Genomic DNA, 23,314 nt, shown 5'->3' with positions numbered 1-23,314 from the left:
AAAACAATCATCTAAACGCAGATAAAAACCAATAGTTGTCTCAACAAATTAAGATAAATCCTTTTTTTCACAATATTCATCAGAAAACTAACTTACTTATTCCACAAAAATTTCTTAAATTCGCCCATTAATTTTTTATTTTGACAATGAGAAAATTCAACGAATATAAAAACCTTGATTTAATCGCTATCTCAGATAGTGTAGCGAAGTTTTGGAAAGATAATGATACCTTTAAAAAATCGGTAGAAACCCGCGAGGGACACCCTGAATTTGTTTTCTACGAAGGACCTCCTTCGGCTAATGGAATGCCGGGCATTCACCACGTAATGGCGAGGTCTTTGAAAGATATTTTCTGCCGTTTTCAAACTCAAAACGGGAAACAAGTATTCCGTAAAGCTGGGTGGGATACTCACGGGCTACCAGTAGAACTGGGTGTAGAGAAAGAATTGGGCATCACCAAAGAGGATATAGGTAAAAAAATAACGATAGAAGAATACAACCAAGCGTGTCGCAATGCCGTGATGCGCTATACCGATGTTTGGAACGACCTTACCGAAAAAATCGGTTATTGGGTAGATTTGGAAGACCCATACATCACCTACCAACCGAAATATATGGAAACCGTTTGGTGGCTTTTGAAACAACTTTACAACAAAGATTTGCTCTATAAAGGCTACACCATTCAGCCATATTCTCCAAAGGCAGGTACGGGGCTTTCTTCCCACGAGCTCAACCAACCAGGAACTTACAGAGATGTGAGTGATACTACCATCGTTGCACAGTTTAAAATCCCCCGTCCCCAAAGGGGAGATGCCGCTACAAATGAAACAAAGTTTTGGAGCGTCATCAACTCCCTTTCCTTCGGAGAGGGTTGGGGAGAGGAGTTATATTTTCTCGCTTGGACTACTACCCCTTGGACATTACCTTCTAACACAGCACTTGCTGTTGGTAAAGATATTGAGTATGTCCTAGTAAAAACTTTCAATCAATATACAAACGAGCCTATTAATATCATCTTAGCGAAAGTTCTTTTAACGAAAAATTTCGGTAAAAAATATTATGAAGTTTCTGCAGAAGAATTTGATACAGTTCCCCCTTCGGGGGAGAGGGGGCTTCCCTACACTATTTTAGCCGAATTTAAAGGCTCTGATTTGGCAGGAACTACTTATGAACAACTCATTCCTTGGTTCAGCCCTGCGGAAGATGCAGAGAAGGCTTTCCGAGTAATCGTTGGCGATTTTGTAACCACAGAAGATGGTACGGGTATTGTGCATATCGCTCCTACTTTCGGTGCTGATGACGCCCGCGTTGCCAAAGAAAACGGCATTCCACCAATGCTCATCAAAGATGAAAACGATAATCTTGTGCCATTGGTAGATTTGCAAGGAAAGTTTGTAAAAGGGGATAATGTTCCAGAATTATTCAGTGGAAAATACATCAAAAACGAATATTATGATGCCAATGCCCCTGAAAAATCTTGGGATGTAGAATTAGCTATTCTCTTAAAGACTGAAAATAAAGCCTTCAAAGTAGAAAAATATATCCACTCCTATCCACATTGTTGGAGAACCGATAAGCCTGTGCTCTACTATCCATTGGATTCTTGGTTTGTGAAAATGACCAGCGTGAGAGAACGATTGGTTGATTTAAATAAAACCATCAATTGGAAACCAAAAGCTACGGGAGAAGGGCGTTTTGCCAATTGGTTAGAAAATGTAAATGATTGGAACTTATCTCGTTCCAGATATTGGGGAATTCCGTTGCCGATTTGGAGAAGCGAAGATTTAAAAGAAGAAAAAATCATCGGTTCGGTAGAGGAATTGATTTCCGAAATTGAAAAATCCATCGCAGCAGGATTGATGAGCCAAAATCCATTTGAAGGGTTTGAAGTTGGTAATATGTCCGAAGAAAATTATGCTAAAATAGATTTGCATAAAAATATTGTAGATGATATTGTTTTAGTTTCTGAAAGTGGCAAACCAATGAAACGCGAAAGCGACCTCATCGATGTTTGGTTTGACTCTGGGGCGATGCCTTACGCACAGCTTCATTACCCTTTTGAAAACAAAGAACTCATCGACCAAAACAAAGCCTTCCCTGCGGATTTCATTGCAGAGGGCGTTGACCAAACGCGTGGTTGGTTCTATACGCTACACGCCATCGCTACTACGGTTTTTGATTCTGTGGCTTATAAGAATGTAATGTCCAACGGATTGGTGTTGGATAAAAACGGACAAAAAATGTCTAAGCGATTGGGTAATGCCGTAGACCCTTTTGAGACTTTGGCAAAATATGGTGCCGATGCTACCCGTTGGTATATGATTTCTAATGCAATGCCTTGGGAGAACCTAAAATTTGATGTAGATGGAATAGATGAGGTGCGTAGAAAATTCTTCGGAACACTTTACAACACTTACTCTTTCTTTGCTCTTTATGCCAATGTAGATGGCTTTAAATACGAGGAAAAAGAAGTAGAAAATCGCCCAGAAATTGATAGATGGATTCTTTCTGAACTCAATCTTTTGGTAAAAGAAGTTACAGAATTTTACCAAGATTATGAACCAACTAAGGTAGCGAGAGCCATCAATACTTTCGTGAATGATAATTTAAGTAACTGGTATGTAAGACTTTGTCGTCGTCGTTTCTGGAAAGGAGATTACAGTGAAGATAAAATCTCTGCTTACCAAACGCTTTACACTTGCTTGGAAACCGTAGCGAAGATTTCGGCACCTATCGCACCGTTCTTTATGGATAGATTATACCAAGATTTGAACGCTGTAACAGGAAAAGACACCGCAGAAAGTGTGCATCTTACCAATTTCCCAGTGGCCAACGAAAGCCAAATAGATACCGATTTGGTAGAAAAAACGCACTTGGCACAGACCATCACATCTATGGTGTTTTCATTGAGAAAGAAAGAAAACATCAAGGTGCGTCAGCCACTACAAAAAGTAATGATTCCTGTTTTGGATAAGAAAACGGAAGAGCAGATTTTAGCTGTTTCAGAGCTCATCAAACAAGAGGTGAATGTTAAGGAGCTTCATCTCATCAATGCTGAGGAGGCTGCAGGTCTTATCGTGAAACAAATCAAGCCTAATTTCAAAGCATTAGGTTCAAGATTAGGAAAGGATATGAAAATGGTAGCAGGAGAGATTCAAAACTTTACCAATGAGCAGATTAGCACTTTGGAGAAAGAAGGCAAAACCGAAGTGGCAGGTTATGAAATCTCATTAACCGATGTGGAAATTTCTACCAAAGATATCCCAGGGTGGACAGTGGCTAGCGAAGGCAAAGTAACTGTAGCACTAGACCTTACCATCACAGAGGAACTGAAATCTGAAGGTGTGGCGAGGGAGTTTATCAATAGAGTTCAAAACCTAAGAAAGGAAAAAGACTTTGAACTTACGGATAAAATTAATATTCAATTAACAGAAGATTCGCCATTTTTGCAGGACATTTTGAGCAATCAGGATTATATTTCCGCAGAAGTGTTATCAGATGGAATAGAAATTGTAGGTGCATTGAGCAATTTTGATGAAGTAGAAATAGATGAGGTTAAATTTAAGATTAATATTGATAAAATTTAAACAAACAAAAGACACAAGAATTTCATTTAACAAATAAAAAAACTTGTGTCTTTTGCTTATCAAAGTTAAAAAGAAACAAAATAATATCTCAGACTATAAAAACACGATATTACACAAAAGAAATAAAGCATTACACAGCAGAAACAATAAATCACATCAGCGAAAAATAATTTTACACAACAGAAATAAAATATTACATCACCAGAATAGAATTTAACACTAAAGAAATACAAAATCACACTACAGAATATCATTATTACACAACAAGAATTAATATTTACACAGAAATAATCTAATTACCTTCCACAAAAAAATAATAACGATATGACAAGAGGAAAAAAATTGAAACAAGAAAACTACACCGCAACAGCAGATTTTATGATTGCGAGTTTAGAAAGAGATTTAGCAGATTTCACAAAGGTATTTAAAACTATAGATAGTACCTTTCTAGAAAAGTTTAAAAAAGCAAATGACCAACTAAAAGGTATCAACTCTCCACTCATCACTAAGCAACAACAAAAAGAAACCACCCAGGCTTTATACATAAAGGCGGATGAATTTAAGGAAAAACTAACACTGCTAAAAGCCTATGCCAAAAGAGCTAAAATAGATGCTCCACTATTGCAAGATACCATTACAGCCCTAAAGAGTAGAAATATAGAAAAAGTAGTAAAAAACACCAGAGAACTACTACCATTTCTCACTCAGAATATAGAGAAAATAAAGGATATGCCAGATAATTTCCTAGAAGAAATACCAGATACCATCACTTATTTTGAGGAAAAATCTACAATACAAAATATCCTAATGAGCCAAAGTAAACAAGCCACAGCAGAGGTGAAGATTCTATATGAAACACTCTACAATTATATAAAAGAAGTGGCAGACGCAGGAAAAATCATCTTTAAAGGCTCACCAAAAAAAGATGACTATACGATAAGCAAAGTATTGCAGAGAATGGAAGCCTTCTCTGCAAAGAAAGAAGATAAGTAACATCAATACAAAACATTAACTCACAATTTAAAGACATTAATACCTTAAAACAAAATAAGCCTAACTAAAATTTGTGTATTTTTGTCGTAAACCTTTTTAGATTTTAAAATATGTCAACAGTAGAAAGACAGCGATACAGCGATGCTGATTTACAAGAATTTAAGGAGCTAATCCTTCAAAAAATAGAAAAAGCCGAGGCAGATTTGGCTCTTCTCAATCAGAATTTTGTAAACGACCAAAATAATGGTACCGATGATACTTCGCCTACCTTCAAAGCGTTTGAAGAAGGTGCTGAAACTCTGAGCAAAGAGCAAAACTCCATCTTAGCAGGGAGACAGGAGAAGTTCATCCGAGACCTGAAACACGCATTGATTCGTATAGAAAATAAAACTTATGGTATATGTCGCGTAACGGGGAAACTCATTCCCAAAGAAAGACTCCGTGCCGTGCCACACGCCACACTAAGCATCGAAGCAAAGAATAAGCAGAGGTAATTTTTCTGTACTTTGTACTTTATACTTTGTACAATGTAAAATGTACGATGATTCTTTATACTTTGTACTTTATACTTTGTACATCGTACACTTCTACAATAAAACAGTGATTCATAAATGAAAAAAATAGCGATTGTCACTATCATTATCTTATTGATAGATCAAGTATCTAAATTTTATATCAAAACACATTTTCAGCTGGGGGAAAGCATTCCCGTTTTAGGTTTGGATTGGTTTCGGCTTACCTTTGTAGAAAATCCAGGTATGGCGTATGGGCTACAGTTTGGTGGTTTATTAGGTAAATATGCTTTGGTGATTTTGAGAATCATCCTCATCGGGGCGATGCTTTATACTTTTAACAAATGGATTAAAGAAGGGCGAACCTCCAATTACCTTTTGCTTCCAATGGCAATGATTTTTGCAGGAGCTATTGGCAATTTGATAGATGGAATGTTCTACGGAATGATATTTGACAGTGGCACCGTATATGATGAGAGCATCGGCAGATGGATGGAGTACGGTGGCGTATCAAAGATAGTTCCTTTCGGTGAAGGTTATTCTCACTTTATGAAAGGTTGTGTGGTAGATATGCTTCATTTTCCATTGGTAGATTGGCGAGTTCCAGAGAGTTTTCCAATTATGGGAGGAAAGGAAATCAGTTTCTTTAAGTACATTTTCAATGTCGCAGACTCTGCCATTACTGTCGGTGCGTCGTTGCTTTTCATCTTCAGAAAAAAAGCCTTTCCTAATGGTTTTGATTTATAAACCACAATATTACTTTCAATATTTTACAATGATAAGGAAAATTACTGCCTTTTTGGCAATTGTTTTTTTAGGATTAAACCTCTTTCAGGCTCAGCTTACGATGCATAATATGATACACGCAGGCTATGTCTATCAGAACCAAAGTTTTGGTGAAGTGGGCGGAAGACTTCTGTTCTTAAAACACGATGATGTGGCATACCGTATTGGTGCATCGGCTCTTATGGGGACTGCTAATCAGAAATTTGCAATAATACCAAAGGCTCAAGGTGATGTTCTTTTCAATTTCAGGAAAGGGGCAGATGTCTATCATTCCTATTATTTCCTAGCGGGTGCCGAGGCTACCACGCTTTATATCGCTCCCAAGGCGGGACTTTCCTTATTTGGCATCATAGACCTTGCTGCGGGCTATGCTTTTCCTTTCAACGATAACAGAATCAATGGGAAGCAACTAAAAGGTATCAACTTTAATTTCACCCTCAATATCCCTTTGGTGGTCATTCAAGACCTTACAAGGAAAGGGAAGTAATTTTTTTTGGCGTTATTCGTTAAAATTTCTTAATACTTTAATAAAAAACACTAAATTTGTCCCCTAAAATCATTGCTATAAGAACAAACTTTTACTCTATTTAATACCGTAATCCTAATCATCGCAAATTATGTTGCGTGTTTTTGGGTTGCTCAAAAAAAGAGTGAAATGATGAAAACAAAATCTGATAGCGTGCTGATATCAATGTTCCAAAAGGGAAACGAGGCAGCATTGGCAGTTCTTATAGAAAGACATCAGAAGGAATTATTTTCCTATATCTACTACAAATTGATGGATGACGATTTATCCAACGATATCTTTCAGGATACCTTTATGAAAATCATTATAACGCTGAAACAAAAGCGTTATAACGAAGAGGGAAAATTTATCCTATGGGCAAAACGCATTGCTCACAATCTGATTATTGACCATTTTCGTCTAAAATCTAAAGTGCAGAAAGTATCAGAAACCACCTATGATAATGATGAGTTTTCTATTTTTGATGTGCTTCAGGATAAGGAAGACAATATAGAGGAACAATTGATAGGCTTGCAAATTAATGAAGATTTGCATAAGATGTTGCTTTGCCTTCCTGAAAATCAGCAGGAAGTTGTCAAATTGAGATTTTTTGATGGACTGAGTTTCAAAGAAATTGCAGAGCACACCAATACCAGTATTAATACTACGCTGGGAAGGGTTCGCTATGCACTGATTAATTTGAGAAAAATAATGGAAGAGCATCAAATTGTACTTACCAAATAATATTTTGGATATTCTTTCGTTTTAGGGATATAGTAACTCGTTATTTATATCGCCTATGAAAAATAATAACCTTTTAAAACTAAAACTTCTTAAACCTAAGAAGCAAACCATTGATTTTCTGCTCAATTATTCTAAAAGCATTAAAGTACTGAGTAATGCCACGAACAAAAGTTTCGTCATTATGAAAAACTAAACCGATTAATTGATTAAATTTGTGCTGTATGATACAGCACATTTTTTTTGATTTAGACAACACCCTTTGGGATCACAGGAGAAACGCAGAGTTAACACTTCAACAGCTTTTTGAAAGAGAAGAGATTCAAAAAAAATACCATCTCGGTTTTGAGGAGTTTCACGCAGAGTATTTTACCATTAATGAAAACCTTTGGGCTCAGATTCGGGATGGAAAAATAGATAAAGATTATCTTAGGAAACATCGTTTTTATGATTCTTTCCTTTTCTTTGGGATAGATGACTTTGAACTCGCACAGCGGTTTGAAAATAATTTTTTGGATGAGATTCTCCACTTTAACGAGCTGGTGGAAGGAGCGGAAGACTTATTAGATTACCTCTCTTCTAAATCTTACCATCTTCATATTCTTTCCAATGGTTTTAAGGAAGTTACAGATAGGAAATGTGAATTATCTGGTATTAAGCGTTATTTTAAAACCATTACCAGTGCCGATGAAATCAACATCCGAAAGCCTCATCCAGAGATTTACACCTATGCTTTAGCAAAGGCAGACGCAGGTAAAGAACATTCGATAATGATAGGGGACGATTGGATAGCGGATGTAGAAGGCGCTTTGTCTTTCGGGATACCTGCGATATTCTTTGATGTGTTTAATGACCAATATCAAGCCGAAAATGCAAAAACCATTCGCCACCTATCCGAAATAAAGCAATATTTATAAAAAGTAATCTACAAAAAAAACCGACTCTGGGAGTCGGTTAATTTTTGTCTGTTAAAATACTAATTACTTAGTAGCTTCTTTTACAGCATCTTTAGCAGCGTCAGCAGCACCAGCAGCAGCATCAGCAGCACCAGCAGCAGCGTCAGCAGCTTCAGTAGCTACAGCACCAGCAGCATCAGCAGCTACAGTAGCAGCAGAATCAACAACAGCAGCAGCAGAATCAGCAACAACAGCAGCAGAATCAACAGCAGCTACAGCAGCAGAATCAACAGCGTTAGCAGCTTCAACAGTTTCAGTTTTTTTACAAGCTACAAGAGCTAAAGCAGCAACAGCTGCTACGAATAATGACTTTTTCATAATAGTTAAAAATGTTTAAATTTGTTTTCTAAAATTCTCTTTGTTCACTCATTTGAACGGGACAAAGGTATGGTAGCAAATAAATTTGCAGTAGAAAAATAATTGTAATATCTTTGTAAAATGATTTTACAAAAATCAATATCTGAAAATCAACATTTTAAGTACAACAAAATATTTTGACCGATTTAGACCTTTTACACTTTGAGCAGCTAAAAACCGAGATTCAGTCCAAATATTTGGAGTCTCACACCCCTTCCCACGATGAAATATCTAAGTGGAAAGGGATTGATATTGTCTATTTCCAAGAAGATCTACGAAAATTTGCCAAAGGCAACATCAGCGAAAAGTCGTTTTACACCTATTTTAAAACCACTCCAGCTACCAAATTGCCTCGTATTGATATTCTCAACTTACTATCTGCCTACGCAGGTTATGCCTCTTGGTACGATTTTAAAAAGCAGCATCTCTTCACCAATGAAATCCTTACTGATGAAGATTTGGATGAAGAAAGCGAAGAAAGATTACAAGAGGACTTGGAAAATACCTCTACCGAAGTGGTAGAAAATGAAATTTTAACACCTAAAAACGAAGAAAACACCTCTGATAAAAAAGCAGATTTACAAATAAGCAATACTGATAATCAATATGATAAACTAATTTCAATAGCAAAGTCTGAAAAAAAACCTAATAAAATCATTAAAAACTCTATATGGGCTATTGTTTCCGCAGTATTACTGATATTTGTGGGAGTATTGATATTTAAAGACAATTTGTTTAGCAAACAGTTTACTTATACCTTCATTGATGCCGATAGAAATTCCAAAATCAATGACGAGTTGTCTATTCAGATTTTAAAAAACAATGAATCTCCTATCCTATTTAGGGTAAAGCCTAATACTTCGTTTGTCTATACTACCAAATCTAATTCCCTTACGATGGTGGTTTCCTCACCGTATTATAAAACCGATACGATAAGACGAAATCTGGAAAATGCCCCTACCAGTGAGAATATTGAACTGATACCTGATGATTATGCCATTATGCTCTACTACTACTCCAACTCTATCCAAGATTTGAAGAAAAAACGCGAGAGCTTAGGCTACCTCATCAGCGATAATGCCTTGATTTATCAAATCTATGATAACGACCAATATGGCGTAGAAACCCTTGATAAACAAAGGTATATCAATCTTGTAACTACCCCAACCACCTCTTTGGAAAATCTACAAGTGATTGATACTAAAATGGAAAATGGTAAAATTGTATTAATTAAATTCAAAATCAATGAAGATGATGAACAACATCCGTAATATATTCATAATCATAGCTATTCTTCTACTATACGCTTGCAAAAAGGAAGAGAGTGCCTTATCTCTAGAGCAAATCAAGTATAATAACAATCAGAAATCTTATCCTTCTACAAAGATGGATAGTGCCCAAGCCATCAATAGCATTACGAAGCAGAAAATACAAGAATTGCTAGATTTGTCGGTACTCTACAGCTCTGGAAATAAAGATACCGAGATAGACTCTGTGATGTATGCACAGATGAAAAACTATTTTCTGAACCCCGATACCTTGGCTCTGAAACCACTATTAAAAGAGCTTGAAAGCCTTAAAGTCCATCGAGCCAAAATCAATAATATCGAAGTTTACAAAACCTTTAAGGGTCAGGATACTTTGGACTTTGCACAATTTGATGTAGAATATTTCAGCAATCACAAGTCCATTGGCACTTTTCCAAGAAATGCCCAGTTTGCACTCATTTCCACGCCTATCCAATTCAAAAAAGAGTTTAAATTCTACTTTCTCAATTTTTATAAAGCCCCAGCGAAAGACAGCACCTCATCGGGCGTTACCAGATAATCCAAAGGAATGTCCTCCGCTCGGAGATCGGATATTGCATAAGAAGGTGGGAAATAGGAAATGCCCACCTTTTTGCTTTGGGGGCTAATAGACGCAAACAATCCATCGTAAAAACCTTTGCCATATCCTACTCTATTCCCTTGACGATCACAATAAAGCAACGGTGTAACTACAATATCAAATTGATGTTCACCAGCATCCTCATTGCTCACGGGTTCCCAGATGCCCCATTTATTTTGTACCAAAAGAGTTTCTGAAGTATATAAAACGGAAATCAATTTTCCACCTACCATCTTGGGAATATACACCTCAACACCTCTTTCCCAGCAGGCATTAATGATAAATCTTGTTTGAATCTCGTTGAATTTCTCAATCGGTAAAAAACAATGAACTTTCTGTTTTTCAATAGGATTAAATTGTAAAATAAAATTTTCAGCAATCTTTTTAGACTTTATTTCGCATTCCTCTTGTGATAGAGCATTTCTTTTTTCGAGATAAAGCTTTCGGAGTTCAGGCTTCGTCATTAGAATTATTTTTATTTAATTTTTTTTTGATAGTACACTCAAATATACATCTATTTTCTTGCTAAAATAAAAAAAACAGATCCAAATATGAAACTGTTTGAATTTTATTCAATTTTTAAACCTCTTTCACCGAGATAATCTTCACAGGACACGCTTTTGCTGCCTTATCGCAAGGCTCAAAAGCATCGGGAATAGGCGTTTTTAATGTAAAAAAACCTTTCTTATCGGTAGATTTCAGCAATACCGATTTACCATCTTTCTTAGACATTCTAAAATATTCTGGGGCAAACTCCGCACAATAGTTGCACCCAATACATTTATCCCTTTGTAAAGTAATGATTACCATAATATCCCCCTGTCCCCCAAAGGGGAGAAATGTGTTATTAATTAGTTTTAAACGCCCTTTATCCATATTTAGGGGCTGTCTATTCTGCTTTTACAATTTTATACAACTTATCGCTTGGTCTTACACGGAACTCAGTTTTGAAGGTGATGACATCAGACTTAGTCGCTTTATCTTGCATTCCTTTGCCATCTACCATTATTTCCTTGATTTCCATTTCCTGAGAACCTGTAGTAGGCCCTTGTATCAAGACTCTATCTCCCACGGAAAGGTCGTATGCTTCAATTAAAAACTCAGAAATATTGGACTTGGGATAGAAATGTCTTCCTTTCCCGATATAGACTTTCTTTTGTGTAGCATTAGAACCTGGGTTTGGAGACCACTCGCCCAACTCTTGCCCCAGATAATAGCCACTCCAAAACCCTCTGTTGTACACGGCTTCCAATTGTTTCATCCATTCTGCCACTTTCTCTTGGCTGAAAGTACCATCAGCAATAGCATCAATGGCTTCTCGGTAGCATTTCGTTACCGTTGCTACATATTCTGGTGCTCTTCCTCTTCCTTCTACCTTCAGTACCTTTACTCCAGCGTTGATGATTTCATCTAAAAACCCAATGGTACAAAGGTCTTTTGGTGACATCATATACTCATTATCCAGCTCTATTTCAAAGCCAGATTCTTGGTCTATCACCGTATATTTTTTACGGCAGTTTTGCTTGCACGCCCCTCTATTTGCCGAGGAGTTATGAGAATGCAAGCTTAGGTAACACTTCCCAGAAACCGCCATACACAAGGCTCCGTGACCAAAAATTTCAATTTCCACCAAATTGCCAGATGGCCCTTTGATTTGTTCTTTTTCTATCTGGTCGCAGATTTTTTTAATTTGGCTAATGCTCAACTCACGGCTCATTACCATTGTATCAGCAAACATTGCGTAGAAACGCACCGTTTCAATATTGGTGATATTAATTTGCGTAGAGATATGCACTTCCATCCCGATTTGTCTTGCATAGGCAATCACCGCTTGATCCATTGCGATTACCGCCGTAAGATTAGCAGCTTTCGCTTTATCCAAAAGGGTTTTAATGATGGAAAGGTCGTGATCATAGATAATGGTATTGAGCGTAAGGTAGGTTCTCACGCCTTTTTCTTGGCATCTTCGGGAGATTTCAGGCAGGTCATCAATGGTGAAATTCATCGATGCTCTTGCCCTCATATTGAGCTGCTCTACTCCGAAGTAAACGGAATCTGCCCCATTATCTAAGGCTGCTTGTAAGGAAGTAAAATCTCCCGCAGGAGACATCAATTCTATTTTGCCGCTTTTTGTCATTGGTTTCTGAAAAAATTTGGTGCAAAGATAAGCTTTAATTATGAAACCAAAGCATTGCGTTTCAATTGTCCGTGAAGAGGTGATGTGCTTTTAATCTAATCCACCGCCCAAATTCTGCTAAAATATTATAAAATTAAAATCTTCTTGTTAAATTTTAGTTAAAACCCAAGCATTACTCTTCTTTTATGTACTCATTTAGCATTATATTTGTTTATCAAATTATAGAACAATATTAAATAAAACTTATCTAATAAAAATAAACCCTATATGAATAACAACTTAAAAAAACTATTACCTTACGCCTTAGTAGGCGTGGTATCAGGAGCAACGGTTTTTGGAGGCATCCAATTAGCAGAAAGAAACGATGCCAACAATCAGGATTATTCCTATTTTAGTCAAGCTGTAGAAACCCCAATAACTAATGTCAGTGTCTCTGGAGCTGGACAAGATTTTACCAAAGCAGCTAAAACTACCGTACCTGCCGTAGTTACGATTAAAAATTATAAAAGTAGAACAGCTAGTGCAAGTTCTGAAATGGATATTTACGAATGGTTTTTTGGAAATCCTAGCCGTAACAGACAACAACAGCAGAAGCCTGATAATGTACCAAGCGGAATGGGTTCGGGGGTTATCATCTCCCCAGATGGCTATATCATCTCTAATAACCACGTAGTAGCAGGAGCTAATAAACTGGAAGTGGTACTCAGCAATAAGAAATCTTATATCGCAACGCTAGTAGGTACCGACCCTAATACAGATATCTCACTACTGAAAATAGAAGAAAAAGGCTTACCTTACCTCAACTTTGCCAATTCTGATTTGGTGGAAGTGGGACAATGGGTACTAGCCGTAGGAAACCCACTAGGGCTCAACTCTACCGCTACAGCAGGGATTATCTCCGCAAAAGGAAGAGGCATTGGCATTTTGTCTGGACAGGGTTCTGCCACCAACCCTATTGAAAGTTTCTTGCAAACCGATGCCGCCATTAACCAAGGAAACTCTGGTGGTGCTTTGGTGAATACCAATGGAGATCTTATTGGAATCAACTCTGCCATTGCTTCGCCTACGGGATACTACTCTGGATACGGATTTGCAGTACCTTCCAACTTGGCAAGAAAGATTGTAGAGGATATCAAGAAATTTGGATTGGTACAGAGAGGTTTCCTTGGCGTTAGCACCTTAGACCTATCCAATCAGCAACAGGTGGAAGCCTACAACAAAGAGTTTAAAACCAATATCAAAGTAGGACAAGGGATGTATGTCATCAACATTAGCGATAATAGTGGTGCCGAAGATGCAGGACTAAGAAAAGGTGATGTTATTACTAAAATCGATAATCAATCCATATCAGACTACTCAGATTTATCTGTGGCTGTGGGAAGCAAAAGACCAGGTGATGTGGTGACTGTAACTTATCTAAGAAATGGTAAAGAGGACAATGCCCGCGTTACGCTGAAAGACCAAAAAGGAAACACTTCTACCAGAACGAAAGCCGACCTATCCGTTGCTGAAAAAATAGGCGGTGAAGTGGAAGAGCTTAGCGAGAATTTCAAAACGAGATACGGTCTTAATAGTGGTGTAATGGTAAGAAGCGTATCTGATGGCGGAGAGCTATCCAAAATTGGTGTGTATGAAAATTATATCATCACAGAAATTAATGGAAAACCAGTTAATTCACAGAAAGACATTGATAAAATCCTTTCAAACTTCAGAGGTAATGTACAAATAAAATTCATAGATGAGTACGGCAGAATCTATACCCGTGGCTTTAAAATGCCAAACTAATCTGCACCTCTTCAACCTAATCCCTTCTCCCAAAAGAGAGGGGATTTTCGTTTTTCTCAATAAAAAAAGAGAACCAATTTCTTGATTCTCTTACTTAGTAGCGGGGACACGACTCGAACGTGCGACCTCCGGGTTATGAGCCCGACGAGCTACCTACTGCTCTACCCCGCGGTATTGTGGTGCAAATGTACAACTTTTTATCTTAATAACAAATTTTTAGACTATAAATTTTATTTTTTTGTTTATTTTAATAATGATAATACTGCTAATCTATATCCGCCCACGCCAAATCCAGAGATTAAACCATCTGTATAAGCAGCAGTTACACTTTTTTGCCGAAAGGCTTCGCGTTGATAGATATTGCTGATATGGACTTCTATCTTCTTTCTTTGAATGTTTTTAAGACAGTCAGCAATGGCATAAGAGTAATGCGTAAATGCTCCAGGATTGATGATTAGAGCATCAAAATCGTTATTCTGTAAGCGATCAATAATTTCACCTTCGTGGTTAGATTGGAAATAATCTATCGATATATTCGGGAACTCTGTTTTTAAGCTTAGTATGGCATCTTCCATTGAGGTTGTCCCGTAGATTTCAGGTTCGCGAGTTCCTAAAAGATTTAGATTGGCTCCGTTTACTATTAGTAATTTCATCGTATTTATTTTTCCAAAGATACAAAACAAAGTCTATATTGAAGTATTCATTTTTCATAAAGAAAAAAGCCAGAATATTTTCTGACTTTATGCTCTTTACATCCCCAAACTTTCTCTTACTCTTTTCAGTGTTTCAGCTGCAATAGGGCGAGTTTTAGCCGCTCCTTCTTGTAGTTTAGCTTCTAATTCGTCCAAATGATTCATATAGTAATCAAAGATTTCTCTTTCCTTTTTGAACCTTTCCAAAATTAGATGAAGTAATTCTGTTTTTGCGTGACCATAGCCAAAATTACCAGCCAAATATTTTTCTCGAAGTACTGCTGTCTCTGCTGTGGTAGCTATCAAAGAATAAATGGTGAAAACTTTGCAGGTATCAGGATTTTTAGGTTCTTCTAATGGTGTAGAATCTGTCTCTATGGACATAATCTGCTTTTTCAATTGCTTTTCTGGCAAGAAAACATTGATGATATTACCTCTAGATTTAGACATTTTATTGCCATCAGTACCTGGTACATACTTAGTAGATTCTTGAAGTTCCGCTTGTGGAAGTACAAATACATCTCCCATCTGATGATTAAACCTAGCACCAACACCTCTTGCCATTTCCAAGTGTTGCAGTTGGTCTTTTCCCACTGGTACTATCTCTGCATCATATAGCAAAATATCTGCAGCCATTAGAATAGGGTAAGTGAAAAGTCCTACATTCACATCATCTAGTCTATCTGCTTTATCCTTGAAAGAATGTGCCAAAGTCAGCCGTTGATACGGAAAAAAGCAAGATAAATACCAAGAGAGCTCACATACTTCGGGGATATCACTTTGTCTGTAAAAATAAGTTTTATCTGTATCTAGGCCACAAGCTAACCAAGCTGCAGCTATTTCGTAGGTGTTCCTTCTTAAATCATCAGCATTTTTTATTTGCGTCAAAGTATGCATATTGGCAATAAAAAGGAAACTCTCATTGTCTGATTGCTTGGAGAGTTCTATCGCTGGGATGATAGCTCCGAGTAGATTTCCTAAATGCGGAGTTCCCGTTGCTTGTATTCCTGTAAGTATTCTAGACATTCTATATGTTTTAAAATAAAAGTGTACAAAAATAAGATTTTATTTTCCATATAAAAAGAAACAGTGTAAGAGCGTAATCAAATTTTTACAAAATTTCTCTTTAAAAATAAAAAACCTCCAGATAAAATCTGAAGGTTTTTAAGTAGCCCGTAGGGAACTATAATAAACCCTTTGCAACTAATTGAAAAACAATATTTTATAAGCTTCTAAAATTTTTGGGTAACAACTGGGTAACAAAATAGCATAAATTACTGATTTTCAATTAATTATATAATATATTGATTTTTTCTATAAAACCCTGTTATTTTATCGTGCTTTGTCTATTGAAAACAAAACACAAACACAAAACTAATGTTTTACTAATTTTAGTATCTTTGTATTATTAAAAATTACCACAATGAGTAAAATAACAATTAAACATTTTCTAAATACAAACTTGAAACCTTATGTTATAAATAAGCAAAATTATTATACTATCTATGTACTTATAACAGCAAAAAGAAGAACAACGAAATTAAAATCATTGATGTTTGATGAATATTATACAGAGAATGATTTTGAGGAAATTTTTAATTCTGAAAATAGTGAGGATATAAAGATGATAGAAAATGAAATTTCGTCTATAAATATTATATCTGAAATTATCATATCTGAATTACAAGACTTTGATACTGCATTTTTAACAGCATTTATAAACTTTTCTAATACAATAGATATATGGAAAATAGACAATGAATGTTTTAGATTTGATAATAAAGAAACGGTAAACATATATCATAAAAATGCTAATAGTGCAGGTATGGAAATAGACACTATAAAAATAGAATTATCAGCCTTGAAAACCGTTACTTTATATGATTACTTTAATAGAGAAAATCAAACAAAAGCAAAGGAAATATTAAAAAAACAAGGCGTTAAAAATATCCCCGATGTTATACAAGATATAAATAAATCTTTTTTCTATCGTTCTTTAGACGCTTTTGAATGGTATATTAAAGGAAGTAAAAAAAATATGGTTTTAAAAGATAAGTATGAGAATTTTTTTGATATGTATAATGATAGTTTTGACTACTATATGATAAATAAATATGCAACAAAATAAAATGTTTAACTTGTATTAGTTAAACATTAAAAATAATTTATATATTTGCACTCTCGAAAAGAGTGTTTTTTTATTAGAAAATGTTTAACTAAAAATAGTATTACAATGAACATAGAACAACTAAAAAAGAAGATACCGCACGGAGGTATGAAAGCAATTGCGAAGCGTTCCAAAATCCATTACATCACAATAATAAGTTTTTTTAACGGTAAAAAAACGCTATCAGAACGACTGGAAACCAAAATATTAACGGCAACCGCTGAATATTTAGAAGATTTGAAAAAGCAAAAAAACAACGCATTAGAAAGACTAAACGCAATTAATTAAACAGATTTAGAGCAATGGAAAACATAATCAATACAGAAACCCTATACAGGCACAGTATAGTATCAGATATTACACTTGCCAACGGTAAGACCACTAAAATAGTTACCTTTTTCAATAATCAAGAGGTAAATTTTGAAGAATTAAATGCAGGGGTACGCCTTGCACTATTACGGTGCGATACAGTAAAAAAGTTTACAAATACAATGCTTAGCATTAGTACAAACGGAGTAAAAGAAATAGCAAAATTTCCAGTAAATGAAAAATAGTACCCCCGAAACTATTAAAGAACTACTGGATGAAATAGCAACTATTAACGCTATAAAGGAAGATTTGCCTACTCGTTATGCTTTTGTAGTGGCTCAATATATCCAACGATTACAGGAGTACCTAGAAAAGATTTTGACCATAGAAATAGAACAAAAAACACCCCAAAAAAGCAAAACAAATGACACAGCAAAGAACCACTCCACCCGAAGAAAATAACCCCCTTTTGGTGCTTGTTTTCATTCTCTTTGTGCTTTTTGCTTTTTCCATTGCTGGCACATCAGATTACGAATTTAAACAGCAGGAACAAAAAGCCACAGAGCAAATATTGATGGATAACGGAATTATTTTAAAGCAAAATTAAACCGCCTTTAAAATTCATTTAAAAAAACAGATTTAGACAATGGAAAATATCACAGTAGTAAATAACGAATTATTTACAAAACTCATTCAGAAAGTAGAAAATTTAGAAGTGTTGATAATGGATTTAAACCAAAAAACACACAAAGAGTATCTAACGCATAAGGAAGCCCAGCAACTTTTAAAGTGTAGCCGTAACACGCTGGACAAATTGGCAAATGATGGTTTTTTCCAACGACACCAGCCCAACGGAAAGAAAACAAGAATACTATTTAAGCGGTCGGAATTGCAAAAGTATTTACAGGATAACCCGAAGTATTAAGACAAAAAAGAAAGCCGTAAAAATACGGCTTTCGGTTAAAGATTTAGATTAATGGAAACTCACGCCCTCCAATACAGACGATTGTAGTACCGCTATATTTCCAACGGGGCAAAAGTAGGAAAAAAATATGATTGATAAACTCACTTTTAGGAAAAAAAATATTTCTGAAAAGGATTTAAAACTTTTGCAAAAAAAATCAAAATTGAGAATGCACCACAAAAACGGGGCAATATATTATGATAATAAAGATACCAAAGATTTTAACGGAGGTTTTTATATCCATATAGATACCAAAGGAACATTAAAGGTAGGGGGTTCGGTGCATAAGTTTTACAATTTTCTAAATGGTGGAAAACTGGATAATTACAATAATATCACAATGCAAGAAAGCAGGGAAACTATTTTAAAGATATTAGAATTTTACGGGTTGGGAAGCGTAGGCGGTTATTTAATTAGTTCCTTTGAGGTTGGGGCAAACTTTGAAACCGAACGCCCAACGCATTGGATATTAAAAAAGCTGGATAATATAGGAAATAAGCCGTTTTACTTCAATCCTATGTATAAGAATGAAAGCCACAAAACAACGGAAATAAACAAAGATTTTAAGCGAATTTTTAGGGTATATGATAAACTACACGAACTGAAAGACAAAAAGAGAAAACCGCCCCCAAATATTAACCATCTTACACGGTGCGAAAGCATATACAGGCGGTGCGAACGGCTGGAACTGGAAACATTCCTAAACATTGAATTTTTAAAGGAAAAAGAGCGGATTTTTTGGCAGGAAATGAAAAGTATTAAATTAAAAAAGTTTGTAGAATATACGGGGGTGGGCGTGTGTTCCCACTCCAAAAAGCAAACGGCAAAAGATATATTACAGTTTGGAACCGTACGGGCGTTGGAACTGGCAAAGGAACGGCACGAAAAAAAGGAACTCACACCCAAGCAATACCGCACGGTAAGGGAGTTTATAAGGGACTGGCACGATAAAGAGTATTATAAAAACTTTAAACTAAATGAATAGTGCCATTTGGGCATACAGTTCAAAATATTGATATTCAATAATTTAAGAAATAAAGCCCGAAAGATTGATAAAGATTGAAAGAAAAAAAATACTGCAAGGCGTTATATATATAACTGCCGAAATTTTTTAGGGCAACTTGTCTTACAGTGCCGTTAGGCATATAAGTAACTAAATATTTAGGTTTATACTCTTTATTTTCAATTACTTAAATAAAAGACAAAAACGGCATTATTAATATCCAGTATAATTAAGAGTACACACAAAAGAAAATAAGAATGATAAAGAGAAAAAGACAACGCATATTCTTACGCTGGTACGATTTCCAGTATCTAAAAGAAAAGGATTTTTATTTCAGAATAGAATACAAAGAAAGGGACGGGACTTCCTATTCTGATACACTGGGAGCATTAGAAATATGTACCCCACCGAAAGAAATATTTATTTTCAAAATAACCCCCTTACACGCTGGGAAACACTACAAAGGAAAAACAGGTATAGAAGCATATAAATTTATAAGAGATATAAGCAAATGGAACGATTTACAAAAAGGATAAAAGGGCGAAAAGTTGCAAGGAAAACGATAAACCCACCAACGGAAAAAGAGTTGATTTTTTGCATTAGTCTGTATTTTGGACTGCCCCCAAAATTCACAAGGTACAATATTTTATTTAGGTATTATTTACGGCAAATCTATATTGTACGGCATTTTGATAAGCGTATAAAAAAAGAAGATAAAGCCATTTTTTGGGACTACATAAAAAGCCACGAAAGCAAAATAAACCTATCACGGAAGTATTACAACCATACACGCAAAGGGCAAAGCATTATAAACTATTATTTGCATTTGCTAGTAGATGAAATTAAAAAAGACTACAACAGTGGCACACTTACCGTACAGCCATACGAACCCCCGAAAAGAGAAACGAAAAGAGATATAATACGGAAACTAAACGCCTACTATCAAAAAAGAGGAATAAACAAACGCCTACCCCTCCGAAAGAAAAGCAACAGGGAATTGATTAAAGACTATCAAAAGCATATACAGGAAATGAAGAAACGCACCACCTCGCAATAAAAGAGGTGGTTTTTTCGTGTTTTTTATCGTAGGGGGGGGGGGTATGGGTTCAGAAAATGGATTTAAAGCAAAATAAAAGCCTTGCAAAGCCTTTGTTTATGGGGGTTGGCGTTTAATTGGGTTTCTGATAGGAAAATGTCGGAAAATGTCAAAAAATGTACATTAAGTATCATTTAAGTACCATTTTAGCGACAAAAAAGCGTTAATAAATAACAAAAAAGTAACTTTTTCAGTTCAAAAAATGGATTTATTGGATATGATTAAGCCTATTTTATTAGGTTTTTGCGTGTTTATGGTTAAAATTATCATCATTACATCATCATTATATCATCATTTTGCACCAGTAGGAACGCTTGACCTCATCAGAACCGAACGCCTGCACTGGTGGAACGCTTGACCCTATCAGAACAAAAAGCCTGTACCAGCAAGAACCCGAACGCCTGTACTGGTGCAACCTTTGACCCTATCAGAACCAAGAACCTGTACCAGCAAGAACCCGAACGCCCGCACTGGTGAACCCCTTGACCCTATCAGAACCAAGAACCTGTACCAATGGAACGCCTGTACTGGTGAACCCTTGACCTCATCAGAACCAAGAACCTGTACCAATGGAACGCCTGCCCTGGTGCACCTTTAACCATATCAGAACCGAACGCCTGCACTGGTGAACCCCTTGACCCTATCAGAACCGAACGCCTGTACTGGTTGAACCCTTGACCTCATCAGAACCGAACACCTGCCCTGGTGGAACGCTTGACCTCATCAGAACCGAACGCCTGTACTGGTAACCCCTTGACCTCATCAGAACAAAGGCAAAATATTAATTTTATCATCATTGTAAGGGTGCTATATAGGAACTATTTTATTTGATAGGTAGAATATTTCACAAATATAATAAGACACAAAGTATTGATTTTCAGTATTATTTTTATTTGATGGGTAAAAATAAACCTCATCAGATGGAAATATTTTTAAAAACAATCTGTATTTGTTCGCTATTTGGCGAATTTTTTGTATATTTGTGAAAGCAAAACAAAGGAAATGAAGATTTTAGGCAGGGAAAAAATAGATGAATTTATAAAAAAACACGCTGGGAGCAAAAAGGCGTTATTTAGATGGGTTCAGATAATGGAAACAATGGAATTTAAAACGCATAACGAACTAAAAAACATTTTTCCATCTGCCGACTATGTAGGAAGTGGGCGTTATGTTTTCAATGTTAAAGGGAATGATTACAGACTAATTGCGGTTATTGTTTTCGTTGGTGGTTTTGCTCAAATACGATTTATAGGAACGCATAAAGAATACGATAAAATAAAGGAAATAGATAAAATATAAACAATGGAAAGCAAGTATAAAGATTTGGAAAAAATCACAACGGAACAAGTGTACAACGATGTAAAAAACTACATAGAAACACTGTTAAACGAAGCAACGGAAAAGGGGTATTTTAATGATACCGAAACTCCGAACGCCTACACGCTGGAAATATCACGGTTGGGAGGTCTTGCAGTGGATTTTGAAAATGAAACCCGAAAATTTGATTTTGAACAATACGCACCAAATGAAATACTAATGCACGAAATGAAACAAAGAGGTATAAACCAAACGGCACTAGCTGAAATGCTTGACCACTCTAAAAGTTACACAAATGAAATTCTAAAAGGCAAAAAGAACATAACGGCAAATTTGGCGGTTCGGTTGGAAACAGTTTTTAATTTACCTGCTGAATTTTGGTTAAGATTGCAAATGCACCACGAAATAAAAAAGGCACGAAACGACAAAGGCAACCAAAAACAAAAAGTACATTTTTCTACTCGTTTCAGAACTGGAAAAGGTAACAAAATAGAAAGAGTGTAAGCAGGTAAAAGGTACAAGATTTTTATAAAATATTGGGGTTTTTGTTACCCATTTGTTACCCAAATGAAAGCCCGTTTTATATTAGTTTCATTTTCAATAAAATAGCGTTTTAGGTTCAATTCCTTTTAGGAACAAAAACAACTAAATTACTATATTTGTGATATGAGAACGACACCCCACGAAATTATAAAAAACGAGTATTTGAGAAAATCCCAAATAAGAAATAAAAACGGTGATAGGCTTTTCACAGATGAAAGTTTAATAAAATCGTTTTCATTAGCATTTTCAATTTCTGAAAGTAAGATAAAAGATATTTTACAAATAAATTGAGAAGTAATATTTTTGCGTTTAAAATCTCTCATCTTTTTTTTAATAAGAATGTACCCGACCGCCTTACACTTCAAAAGTGTAGGGCGGTTTGCTTTATCCTTTGACCTCCATCAAAACCAAGAACCTGTACCGATGGAACGCCTGCACTGGTGGAACCCTTGACCCTATCAGAACAAAAAGCCTGCACCAGCAAGAACCCGAACGCCTGTACTGGTGGAACGCTTGACCCTATCAGAACCAAGAACCTGTACCGATGGAACGCCTGCACTGGTGGAATACTTGACCTCATCAGAACCAAGAACCTGTACCGATGGAACGCCTGTACTGGTTGAACCTTTGACCTCATCAGAACCAAGAACCTGTACCGATGGAACGCCTGCACTGGTGGAATACTTGACCTCATCAGAACCAAGAACCTGTACCGATGGAACGCCTGTACTGGTGGAACGCTTGACCCTATCAGAACAAAAAGCCTGCACCAGCAAGAACCCGAACGCCTGCACTGGTGGAACGCTTGACCCTATCAGAACAAAAAGCCTGCACCAGCAAGAACCCGAACGCCTGCACTGGTGGAATACTTGACCTCATCAGAACAAAGAGCCTGTACGAGTAAGACCCCGAACGCCTGCACTGGTGAACCCTTGACCCTATCAGAACCAAAAGCCTGTACGAGTAAGACCCCGAAC

29 protein-coding genes and 1 tRNA gene are annotated in these 23,314 nt (G+C 36.2%); 22 read left to right on the top strand and 8 right to left on the bottom strand.

Annotated features, from left to right (window positions below):
* Positions 1 to 146 precede the first annotated feature (146 nt).
* The 7 genes from ileS (at position 147) to ACFFUE_RS10295 (ending at position 8,041) form a co-directional block, all read left to right on the top strand.
* Positions 147 to 3,587: an isoleucine--tRNA ligase gene (gene ileS / locus ACFFUE_RS10325; protein WP_376835084.1), complete on the top strand. Its 3,441-nt coding sequence runs from the start codon at positions 147 to 149 to the stop codon at positions 3,585 to 3,587.
* Between the two features lie 324 nt (positions 3,588 to 3,911).
* Complete coding sequence (locus tag ACFFUE_RS10320) at positions 3,912 to 4,580, top strand: hypothetical protein (RefSeq protein WP_376835082.1); 669 nt, start codon at positions 3,912 to 3,914, stop codon at positions 4,578 to 4,580.
* A 110-nt stretch (positions 4,581 to 4,690) separates the two neighbouring features.
* Positions 4,691 to 5,074, top strand: a complete 384-nt coding sequence (locus ACFFUE_RS10315) for a TraR/DksA family transcriptional regulator (RefSeq protein ID WP_376835080.1) — start codon at positions 4,691 to 4,693, stop codon at positions 5,072 to 5,074.
* 117 nt (positions 5,075 to 5,191) lie between these two features.
* The gene (locus ACFFUE_RS10310; RefSeq protein ID WP_376835078.1) at positions 5,192 to 5,839 is read left to right on the top strand and encodes a lipoprotein signal peptidase; all 648 of its coding nucleotides are present in this window, start codon (positions 5,192 to 5,194) and stop codon (positions 5,837 to 5,839) included.
* Positions 5,840 to 5,867: 28 nt separating this feature from the next.
* A complete protein-coding gene (locus tag ACFFUE_RS10305) occupies positions 5,868 to 6,365 on the top strand; it encodes a hypothetical protein (protein WP_376835076.1) in 498 nt (165 codons plus the stop codon).
* Positions 6,366 to 6,536: 171 nt separating this feature from the next.
* Complete coding sequence (locus ACFFUE_RS10300) at positions 6,537 to 7,127, top strand: RNA polymerase sigma factor (protein ID WP_376835114.1); 591 nt, start codon at positions 6,537 to 6,539, stop codon at positions 7,125 to 7,127.
* Between the two features lie 221 nt (positions 7,128 to 7,348).
* Positions 7,349 to 8,041 (top strand): YjjG family noncanonical pyrimidine nucleotidase, encoded by a 693-nt coding sequence (locus ACFFUE_RS10295; protein WP_376835074.1) that lies wholly within the window; start codon positions 7,349 to 7,351, stop codon positions 8,039 to 8,041.
* Positions 8,042 to 8,104: 63 nt separating this feature from the next.
* Here ACFFUE_RS10295 and ACFFUE_RS10290 read toward each other — a convergent pair whose 3' ends face one another.
* Positions 8,105 to 8,398, bottom strand: coding sequence for a hypothetical protein (locus tag ACFFUE_RS10290; protein WP_327983916.1), 294 nt, complete (start codon positions 8,396 to 8,398; stop codon positions 8,105 to 8,107).
* A gap of 176 nt (positions 8,399 to 8,574) precedes the next feature.
* On the opposite strand from ACFFUE_RS10290, the gene ACFFUE_RS10285 reads away from it, so the two are divergent.
* Together ACFFUE_RS10285 and ACFFUE_RS10280 are read left to right on the top strand one after the other, a co-directional pair.
* On the top strand, positions 8,575 to 9,708 hold the full coding sequence (locus tag ACFFUE_RS10285) for a hypothetical protein (protein ID WP_376835072.1): 1,134 nt from the start codon (positions 8,575 to 8,577) through the stop codon (positions 9,706 to 9,708).
* On the top strand, positions 9,689 to 10,264 hold the full coding sequence (locus tag ACFFUE_RS10280) for a hypothetical protein (protein ID WP_327983914.1): 576 nt from the start codon (positions 9,689 to 9,691) through the stop codon (positions 10,262 to 10,264). The genes ACFFUE_RS10285 and ACFFUE_RS10280 overlap by 20 nt, the downstream gene beginning before the upstream one ends.
* Here the strand turns inward: ACFFUE_RS10280 and ACFFUE_RS10275 are convergent.
* The 3 genes from ACFFUE_RS10275 to ACFFUE_RS10265 all read right to left on the bottom strand — a co-directional run bounded on the left by ACFFUE_RS10275 (position 10,216) and on the right by ACFFUE_RS10265 (position 12,461).
* A complete protein-coding gene (locus ACFFUE_RS10275; protein ID WP_376835070.1) occupies positions 10,216 to 10,788 on the bottom strand; it encodes a 5-formyltetrahydrofolate cyclo-ligase in 573 nt (190 codons plus the stop codon). The two genes, ACFFUE_RS10280 and ACFFUE_RS10275, sit on opposite strands and share 49 nt — an antisense overlap.
* A gap of 115 nt (positions 10,789 to 10,903) precedes the next feature.
* The gene (locus ACFFUE_RS10270; RefSeq protein ID WP_002661454.1) at positions 10,904 to 11,134 is read right to left on the bottom strand and encodes a ferredoxin; all 231 of its coding nucleotides are present in this window, start codon (positions 11,132 to 11,134) and stop codon (positions 10,904 to 10,906) included.
* Positions 11,135 to 11,213: 79 nt separating this feature from the next.
* On the bottom strand, positions 11,214 to 12,461 hold the full coding sequence (locus tag ACFFUE_RS10265; RefSeq protein ID WP_376835068.1) for a peptidase U32 family protein: 1,248 nt from the start codon (positions 12,459 to 12,461) through the stop codon (positions 11,214 to 11,216).
* Between the two features lie 267 nt (positions 12,462 to 12,728).
* On the opposite strand from ACFFUE_RS10265, the gene ACFFUE_RS10260 reads away from it, so the two are divergent.
* A complete protein-coding gene (locus tag ACFFUE_RS10260) occupies positions 12,729 to 14,246 on the top strand; it encodes a trypsin-like peptidase domain-containing protein (protein ID WP_376835066.1) in 1,518 nt (505 codons plus the stop codon).
* A 98-nt stretch (positions 14,247 to 14,344) separates the two neighbouring features.
* Here the strand turns inward: ACFFUE_RS10260 and ACFFUE_RS10255 are convergent.
* The 3 genes from ACFFUE_RS10255 to trpS all read right to left on the bottom strand — a co-directional run bounded on the left by ACFFUE_RS10255 (position 14,345) and on the right by trpS (position 15,964).
* Positions 14,345 to 14,417 (bottom strand) — tRNA-Met (locus ACFFUE_RS10255).
* 71 nt (positions 14,418 to 14,488) lie between these two features.
* Positions 14,489 to 14,899 carry a type II 3-dehydroquinate dehydratase gene (locus tag ACFFUE_RS10250; RefSeq protein ID WP_376835064.1) on the bottom strand — a complete coding sequence of 137 codons (411 nt, stop codon included), beginning with the start codon at positions 14,897 to 14,899 and terminating at the stop codon, positions 14,489 to 14,491.
* 96 nt (positions 14,900 to 14,995) lie between these two features.
* Positions 14,996 to 15,964, bottom strand: coding sequence for a tryptophan--tRNA ligase (gene trpS, locus ACFFUE_RS10245; protein WP_376835062.1), 969 nt, complete (start codon positions 15,962 to 15,964; stop codon positions 14,996 to 14,998).
* 397 nt (positions 15,965 to 16,361) lie between these two features.
* On the opposite strand from trpS, the gene ACFFUE_RS10240 reads away from it, so the two are divergent.
* The 12 genes from ACFFUE_RS10240 (at position 16,362) to ACFFUE_RS10185 (ending at position 22,298) form a co-directional block, all read left to right on the top strand.
* Positions 16,362 to 17,066, top strand: a complete 705-nt coding sequence (locus tag ACFFUE_RS10240; RefSeq protein WP_376835060.1) for a hypothetical protein — start codon at positions 16,362 to 16,364, stop codon at positions 17,064 to 17,066.
* A gap of 105 nt (positions 17,067 to 17,171) precedes the next feature.
* The gene (locus tag ACFFUE_RS10235) at positions 17,172 to 17,393 is read left to right on the top strand and encodes a hypothetical protein (RefSeq protein ID WP_376835058.1); all 222 of its coding nucleotides are present in this window, start codon (positions 17,172 to 17,174) and stop codon (positions 17,391 to 17,393) included.
* A gap of 14 nt (positions 17,394 to 17,407) precedes the next feature.
* Positions 17,408 to 17,659 carry a hypothetical protein gene (locus ACFFUE_RS10230; RefSeq protein ID WP_376835056.1) on the top strand — a complete coding sequence of 84 codons (252 nt, stop codon included), beginning with the start codon at positions 17,408 to 17,410 and terminating at the stop codon, positions 17,657 to 17,659.
* Positions 17,649 to 17,876: a hypothetical protein gene (locus tag ACFFUE_RS10225; RefSeq protein WP_376835054.1), complete on the top strand. Its 228-nt coding sequence runs from the start codon at positions 17,649 to 17,651 to the stop codon at positions 17,874 to 17,876. Before ACFFUE_RS10230 ends, ACFFUE_RS10225 begins: the two co-directional genes overlap by 11 nt.
* Positions 17,839 to 18,021 carry a hypothetical protein gene (locus tag ACFFUE_RS10220; RefSeq protein WP_376835052.1) on the top strand — a complete coding sequence of 61 codons (183 nt, stop codon included), beginning with the start codon at positions 17,839 to 17,841 and terminating at the stop codon, positions 18,019 to 18,021. Before ACFFUE_RS10225 ends, ACFFUE_RS10220 begins: the two co-directional genes overlap by 38 nt.
* Positions 18,022 to 18,060: 39 nt before the next feature.
* Positions 18,061 to 18,339, top strand: coding sequence for a helix-turn-helix domain-containing protein (locus ACFFUE_RS10215; protein WP_376835050.1), 279 nt, complete (start codon positions 18,061 to 18,063; stop codon positions 18,337 to 18,339).
* Positions 18,340 to 18,466: 127 nt separating this feature from the next.
* Complete coding sequence (locus tag ACFFUE_RS10210) at positions 18,467 to 19,363, top strand: hypothetical protein (protein WP_376835048.1); 897 nt, start codon at positions 18,467 to 18,469, stop codon at positions 19,361 to 19,363.
* A gap of 275 nt (positions 19,364 to 19,638) precedes the next feature.
* Entirely contained in the window at positions 19,639 to 19,917 is a 279-nt protein-coding gene (locus ACFFUE_RS10205; protein ID WP_376835046.1) for a hypothetical protein, read from the top strand.
* Positions 19,893 to 20,438: a hypothetical protein gene (locus tag ACFFUE_RS10200; RefSeq protein WP_376835044.1), complete on the top strand. Its 546-nt coding sequence runs from the start codon at positions 19,893 to 19,895 to the stop codon at positions 20,436 to 20,438. Before ACFFUE_RS10205 ends, ACFFUE_RS10200 begins: the two co-directional genes overlap by 25 nt.
* Before the next feature lie 241 nt (positions 20,439 to 20,679).
* A complete protein-coding gene (locus ACFFUE_RS10195; protein ID WP_376835042.1) occupies positions 20,680 to 20,835 on the top strand; it encodes a hypothetical protein in 156 nt (51 codons plus the stop codon).
* Positions 20,836 to 21,479: 644 nt separating this feature from the next.
* Positions 21,480 to 21,776, top strand: a complete 297-nt coding sequence (locus ACFFUE_RS10190) for a type II toxin-antitoxin system HigB family toxin (RefSeq protein WP_376835040.1) — start codon at positions 21,480 to 21,482, stop codon at positions 21,774 to 21,776.
* A gap of 3 nt (positions 21,777 to 21,779) precedes the next feature.
* On the top strand, positions 21,780 to 22,298 hold the full coding sequence (locus tag ACFFUE_RS10185; protein ID WP_376835038.1) for a HigA family addiction module antitoxin: 519 nt from the start codon (positions 21,780 to 21,782) through the stop codon (positions 22,296 to 22,298).
* 497 nt (positions 22,299 to 22,795) lie between these two features.
* Here the strand turns inward: ACFFUE_RS10185 and ACFFUE_RS10180 are convergent, their stop codons facing one another.
* Positions 22,796 to 23,131, bottom strand: a complete 336-nt coding sequence (locus ACFFUE_RS10180; protein WP_376835036.1) for a hypothetical protein — start codon at positions 23,129 to 23,131, stop codon at positions 22,796 to 22,798.
* Positions 23,132 to 23,314: the final 183 nt, after the last annotated feature.

The organism is Bergeyella porcorum, from assembly GCF_042427575.1.
GTDB lineage: Bacteria > Bacteroidota > Bacteroidia > Flavobacteriales > Weeksellaceae > Bergeyella > Bergeyella porcorum.
Note: the sequence above shows the minus strand (reverse complement) of the source record. Positions and strands in the feature narration are given on the sequence as shown.

Excerpts from the sequence above, each read along its gene's own strand:
- ACFFUE_RS10195 (WP_376835042.1), top strand. The coding sequence starts at position 20,680 with ATGGATTTATTGGATATGATTAAGCCTATTTTATTAGGTTTTTGCGTG.
- ACFFUE_RS10200 (WP_376835044.1), top strand. The coding sequence starts at position 19,893 with ATGGAACGATTTACAAAAAGGATAAAAGGGCGAAAAGTTGCAAGGAAA.
- ACFFUE_RS10315 (WP_376835080.1), top strand. The coding sequence starts at position 4,691 with ATGTCAACAGTAGAAAGACAGCGATACAGCGATGCTGATTTACAAGAA.
- ACFFUE_RS10235 (WP_376835058.1), top strand. The coding sequence starts at position 17,172 with ATGAACATAGAACAACTAAAAAAGAAGATACCGCACGGAGGTATGAAA.
- ACFFUE_RS10310 (WP_376835078.1), top strand. The coding sequence starts at position 5,192 with ATGAAAAAAATAGCGATTGTCACTATCATTATCTTATTGATAGATCAA.
- ACFFUE_RS10230 (WP_376835056.1), top strand. The coding sequence starts at position 17,408 with ATGGAAAACATAATCAATACAGAAACCCTATACAGGCACAGTATAGTA.
- ACFFUE_RS10210 (WP_376835048.1), top strand. The coding sequence starts at position 18,467 with ATGATTGATAAACTCACTTTTAGGAAAAAAAATATTTCTGAAAAGGAT.
- ileS (WP_376835084.1), top strand. The coding sequence starts at position 147 with ATGAGAAAATTCAACGAATATAAAAACCTTGATTTAATCGCTATCTCA.
- trpS (WP_376835062.1), bottom strand. The coding sequence starts at position 15,964 with ATGTCTAGAATACTTACAGGAATACAAGCAACGGGAACTCCGCATTTA.
- ACFFUE_RS10305 (WP_376835076.1), top strand. The coding sequence starts at position 5,868 with ATGATAAGGAAAATTACTGCCTTTTTGGCAATTGTTTTTTTAGGATTA.
- ACFFUE_RS10205 (WP_376835046.1), top strand. The coding sequence starts at position 19,639 with ATGATAAAGAGAAAAAGACAACGCATATTCTTACGCTGGTACGATTTC.
- ACFFUE_RS10275 (WP_376835070.1), bottom strand. The coding sequence starts at position 10,788 with ATGACGAAGCCTGAACTCCGAAAGCTTTATCTCGAAAAAAGAAATGCT.
- ACFFUE_RS10260 (WP_376835066.1), top strand. The coding sequence starts at position 12,729 with ATGAATAACAACTTAAAAAAACTATTACCTTACGCCTTAGTAGGCGTG.
- ACFFUE_RS10250 (WP_376835064.1), bottom strand. The coding sequence starts at position 14,899 with ATGAAATTACTAATAGTAAACGGAGCCAATCTAAATCTTTTAGGAACT.
- ACFFUE_RS10220 (WP_376835052.1), top strand. The coding sequence starts at position 17,839 with ATGACACAGCAAAGAACCACTCCACCCGAAGAAAATAACCCCCTTTTG.
- ACFFUE_RS10265 (WP_376835068.1), bottom strand. The coding sequence starts at position 12,461 with ATGACAAAAAGCGGCAAAATAGAATTGATGTCTCCTGCGGGAGATTTT.
- ACFFUE_RS10320 (WP_376835082.1), top strand. The coding sequence starts at position 3,912 with ATGACAAGAGGAAAAAAATTGAAACAAGAAAACTACACCGCAACAGCA.
- ACFFUE_RS10295 (WP_376835074.1), top strand. The coding sequence starts at position 7,349 with ATGATACAGCACATTTTTTTTGATTTAGACAACACCCTTTGGGATCAC.
- ACFFUE_RS10300 (WP_376835114.1), top strand. The coding sequence starts at position 6,537 with ATGAAAACAAAATCTGATAGCGTGCTGATATCAATGTTCCAAAAGGGA.
- ACFFUE_RS10215 (WP_376835050.1), top strand. The coding sequence starts at position 18,061 with ATGGAAAATATCACAGTAGTAAATAACGAATTATTTACAAAACTCATT.
- ACFFUE_RS10225 (WP_376835054.1), top strand. The coding sequence starts at position 17,649 with ATGAAAAATAGTACCCCCGAAACTATTAAAGAACTACTGGATGAAATA.
- ACFFUE_RS10280 (WP_327983914.1), top strand. The coding sequence starts at position 9,689 with ATGATGAACAACATCCGTAATATATTCATAATCATAGCTATTCTTCTA.
- ACFFUE_RS10190 (WP_376835040.1), top strand. The coding sequence starts at position 21,480 with ATGAAGATTTTAGGCAGGGAAAAAATAGATGAATTTATAAAAAAACAC.
- ACFFUE_RS10270 (WP_002661454.1), bottom strand. The coding sequence starts at position 11,134 with ATGGTAATCATTACTTTACAAAGGGATAAATGTATTGGGTGCAACTAT.
- ACFFUE_RS10240 (WP_376835060.1), top strand. The coding sequence starts at position 16,362 with ATGAGTAAAATAACAATTAAACATTTTCTAAATACAAACTTGAAACCT.
- ACFFUE_RS10185 (WP_376835038.1), top strand. The coding sequence starts at position 21,780 with ATGGAAAGCAAGTATAAAGATTTGGAAAAAATCACAACGGAACAAGTG.
- ACFFUE_RS10290 (WP_327983916.1), bottom strand. The coding sequence starts at position 8,398 with ATGAAAAAGTCATTATTCGTAGCAGCTGTTGCTGCTTTAGCTCTTGTA.